Annotated in this window: 3 protein-coding genes and 1 tRNA gene; 3 read left to right on the top strand and 1 reads right to left on the bottom strand. The window is 51.7% G+C overall.

Annotated features, from left to right (window positions below; all coding sequences use genetic code 11):
- Positions 1-197: 197 nt before the first annotated feature.
- The gene (gene murB / locus RRF55_RS26840; protein ID WP_002883510.1) at positions 198-1,226 is read left to right on the top strand and encodes a UDP-N-acetylmuramate dehydrogenase; all 1,029 of its coding nucleotides are present in this window, start codon (positions 198-200) and stop codon (positions 1,224-1,226) included.
- Entirely contained in the window at positions 1,223-2,185 is a 963-nt protein-coding gene (gene birA, locus RRF55_RS26835) for a bifunctional biotin--[acetyl-CoA-carboxylase] ligase/biotin operon repressor BirA (protein ID WP_002883521.1), read from the top strand. The genes murB and birA overlap by 4 nt, the downstream gene beginning before the upstream one ends.
- A gap of 25 nt (positions 2,186-2,210) precedes the next feature.
- Here birA and coaA read toward each other — a convergent pair whose 3' ends face one another.
- Positions 2,211-3,161, bottom strand: a complete 951-nt coding sequence (gene coaA, locus RRF55_RS26830; RefSeq protein WP_002883524.1) for a type I pantothenate kinase — start codon at positions 3,159-3,161, stop codon at positions 2,211-2,213.
- A gap of 428 nt (positions 3,162-3,589) precedes the next feature.
- Here coaA and RRF55_RS26825 point away from each other — a divergent pair.
- Positions 3,590-3,665: transfer RNA gene (locus RRF55_RS26825), tRNA-Thr, on the top strand.
- The last annotated feature ends 65 nt before the right edge of the window (positions 3,666-3,730 follow it).

Here is a 3,730-nt window from a genome sequence, read left to right as displayed (position 1 = left end):
GTCCGGCCAGCGTGCCGGTATGCCTCCCCGGTGGCGCTGCGCTTACCGGGGCTACGGGCCTGTCGCGTTCTGTCGCCCGCACCGGTACACCACATCATCACCGGTAACGCCCCGCAATATCATTGCCCCTGTAATCAGACAAGCCTTCCCCCGCCAGATACGATAAACTAACGCCGATTTTGCATCAGGAAGCCACTATGAACCACTCCCTCAAACCCTGGAATACCTTTGGCATTGAACGCTTCGCCAAGACGATAGTACGCGCCGAAACTGAGCAACAGTTGCTAAGCGCCTGGCAAACCGCTGCCGCGGCAGGCGAACCCACGCTGATCCTTGGGGAAGGCAGTAATGTCCTGTTTCTGAACGACTATGCCGGTACGGTGATCCTCAACCGGATTATGGGGATCGAGGTGAGCGAAACGCCGGAAGCCTGGCGCTTGCACGTCGGCGCCGGCGAAAACTGGCATCAGTTGGTGCAGTTCACGCTACAGCATGCGATGCCAGGTCTGGAAAATCTGGCGTTAATCCCTGGCTGCGCAGGATCTTCGCCGATCCAGAATATTGGCGCCTACGGCGTTGAGCTACAGCGGGTTTGCGAATATGTTGACTGCATTGAGCTGGAAACCGGGCGTAAGCAACGTCTTTCAGCCGCGGAATGCCGTTTTGGCTATCGCGACAGTATCTTCAAACATGAATATCAGGACCGCTATGCCATCGTCGCGATTGGCTTATCGTTAGCGAAAACATGGCAGCCTGTACTGAGTTACGGTGATTTAACGCGTCTCGATCCGCAGACCGTCACGCCGCAGCAGGTATTTGATGCGGTCTGTCATATGCGAATGACTAAATTGCCGGATCCAAAGATTAACGGTAATGCCGGCAGCTTTTTTAAGAACCCGATCGTCAGCGCTCAGGTTGCGGAAGCGCTGCTGGCGCAGTTCCCTCATGCACCGCACTATCCGCAGGCAAATGGCAGCGTCAAGCTGGCCGCTGGCTGGCTAATCGATCAATGTGAGCTCAAAGGACAACGCATCGGCGGCGCTGCCGTCCATCGGCAGCAGGCGCTGGTACTGATTAATGAAGATCGAGCGACCAGCGAGGATGTGGTAAAACTTGCTCATTATGTTCGCCAGCGGGTGGGTGCGAAATTCGATGTATGGCTTCAGCCCGAGGTGCGCTTCATTGGCACGCATGGTGAAGTCAACGCAGAGGAGAGCATTGCGTGAAAGACCATACTATCCCTTTAACGCTAATTTCTATCCTTGCTGATGGCGAGTTTCACTCTGGCGAACAGCTTGGTGAGCAGTTAGGCATGAGCCGGGCGGCGATTAATAAGCACATCCAGACCTTACGTGACTGGGGCGTCGATGTGTTTACTGTGCCGGGCAAGGGTTACAGCCTGCCGGAGCCTATTCATCTATTAGATGAGAAAAAGATTTCTCAAGAGATAGACCATGGCCGAGTGACGGTCCTTCCCGTCATCGACTCTACTAACCAGTATTTGCTGGACAGGCTTGATGAGCTGACGTCCGGAGATGCCTGTGTGGCTGAATATCAGCAAGCAGGGCGAGGCCGGCGAGGCAGAAAATGGTTTTCGCCCTTTGGCGCGAATCTCTATCTCTCGATGTACTGGCGTCTGGAGCAGGGCCCGGCAGCGGCTATTGGCCTAAGCCTGGTGATCGGTATTGTGATCGCTGAAGTTCTGCAGCAGCTCGGGGCCGAACAGGTTCGCGTGAAATGGCCAAACGATATTTACCTGCAGGATCGTAAGCTGTCAGGGATCCTCGTGGAACTGACGGGGAAAACGGGCGATGCCGCACAAATCGTCAGCGGCGCGGGCATCAACCTTGTGATGCGTCGCGTGGAGTCTGATGTCGTCAATCAGGGGTGGATCAGCCTTCAGGAAGCGGGGGTGGTCATCGACCGTAACCTCCTCGCCGCGCGCCTGATTAAAGAGCTGCGCCTGGGACTGGAGCTGTTCGAGCAGGAAGGATTGGCTCCCTATCTACCGCGCTGGGAAAAACTGGATAACTTTATTCATCGCCCGGTGAAACTGATTATCGGTGATAAAGAAATTTACGGCATTTCGCGTGGCATTGACGCCCAGGGCGCACTATTGCTGGAGCAGGATGGTGTAATAAAAGCCTGGGTGGGTGGTGAAATATCATTGCGCAGTGCAGAATAAAAAAGGGAGCTTCGGCTCCCTTTTTTTATTTACGTAAGCGTACCTGATTCACTGAGTGATTGGCGCTCTTAGTCATGATCAGGCTGGCGCGCTCGCGAGTTGGAAGGATATTTTCTTTAAGATTCATTAGGTTGATTTCATTCCATAGCGAAGTGGCAATATCTACCGCTTCTTCCTTCGAGAGCTTAGCGTAATTATGGAAATAGGAATCCGGATCGGTAAACGCCCCTTCCCGGAATTTAAGAAAGCGGTTGATATACCAGCTTTTCAATAATTCTTCCGGGGCATCGACATAAATAGAAAAGTCGACAAAATCGGAAACGAATACATGATGGGGATCGTGCGGATAATCCATTCCACTTTGCAGAACATTCAGCCCTTCAAGAATTAAAATATCCGGTTGCGCGACGGTTTTGTCACCGTTGGGAATAACATCATAAATCAGATGGGAATAAACCGGCGCGGTTGCCTGCGGTACCCCTGATTTGAGATCGGAGACAAACTTCACCAGGCGATGCATATCATAGGACTGCGGAAAGCCTTTTTTCTTCATTAACCCACGTTCTTTTAAAACCGAGTTAGGGTGCAAAAAACCGTCAGTGGTAATGAGTTCGACATGGCGATGCTCCGGCCAACGACTAAGCAAAGCTTGCAGAACGCGGGCGGTGGTGCTTTTTCCTACCGCAACGCTGCCAGCGATACTGATAATATAGGGAATTCGCTGACCATTGGTGCCAAGAAATTGTTCGAGAACAGCCTGGCGACGCAGGTTAGAACTGATATAGAAGTTGAGCAAACGCGACAGCGGCAAATAGATCTCGGCAACCTCTTCCAGAGAGAGATCTTCGTTGATGCCTTTTAACCGCGTGATTTCTTCCTCGGTTAACGTCATCGGGACAGAATCACGAAGTGCAGCCCATTGGTGGCGGTTAAATTGTAGGTACGGTGTCATTAACGTCTGCTCTTTTTGGCTCATAAGCATGTTCTTACTATCACCGAATACCTTGAAACGGTGATGCTTCACACGAGTTAATCAGGACAATGGGCAGGAGGGTAACACCAGATTGCCGGGAATAATAAGAAAAAAACTCATTGAATGCTGCTTTCTCGCGCCAGCATCACAAGAGAAGAATAAGTTTCTTATTCTTTGCAAAGCATGGCCTTTGCTAACAGGCTAGGCTAGCGGCCTGAATCCTTTCCGTCAGCGGTCAGCATGCGATAGAGGTAACCGGAGATGATCGGACAGCGCCTGAAGCGCCGAATTATTGGCGAATATTTGCACTCCGCTGCTTGAAATTACACCGTTTTTTCGCGTGAGAGCACAAAATGTGAGCAAGAGAACGTTTTATGCAAATTTTTAGTTGCATGAACTCGCTCCTCTCCCTAGAATGCGCGCTACTTGATGCCGACTTAGCTCAGTAGGTAGAGCAACTGACTTGTAATCAGTAGGTCACCAGTTCGATTCCGGTAGTCGGCACCATAACAATTTGGGTGGGGTTCCCGAGCGGCCAAAGGGAGCAGACTGTAAATCTGCCGTCATCGACT

It is taken from the genome of Klebsiella sp. K47, from assembly GCF_051858335.1.
Classification (GTDB): domain Bacteria; phylum Pseudomonadota; class Gammaproteobacteria; order Enterobacterales; family Enterobacteriaceae; genus Klebsiella; species Klebsiella pneumoniae.
Note: the sequence above shows the minus strand (reverse complement) of the source record. Positions and strands in the feature narration are given on the sequence as shown.

Excerpts from the sequence above, each read along its gene's own strand:
- coaA (WP_002883524.1), bottom strand. The coding sequence starts at position 3,161 with ATGAGCCAAAAAGAGCAGACGTTAATGACACCGTACCTACAATTTAAC.
- murB (WP_002883510.1), top strand. The coding sequence starts at position 198 with ATGAACCACTCCCTCAAACCCTGGAATACCTTTGGCATTGAACGCTTC.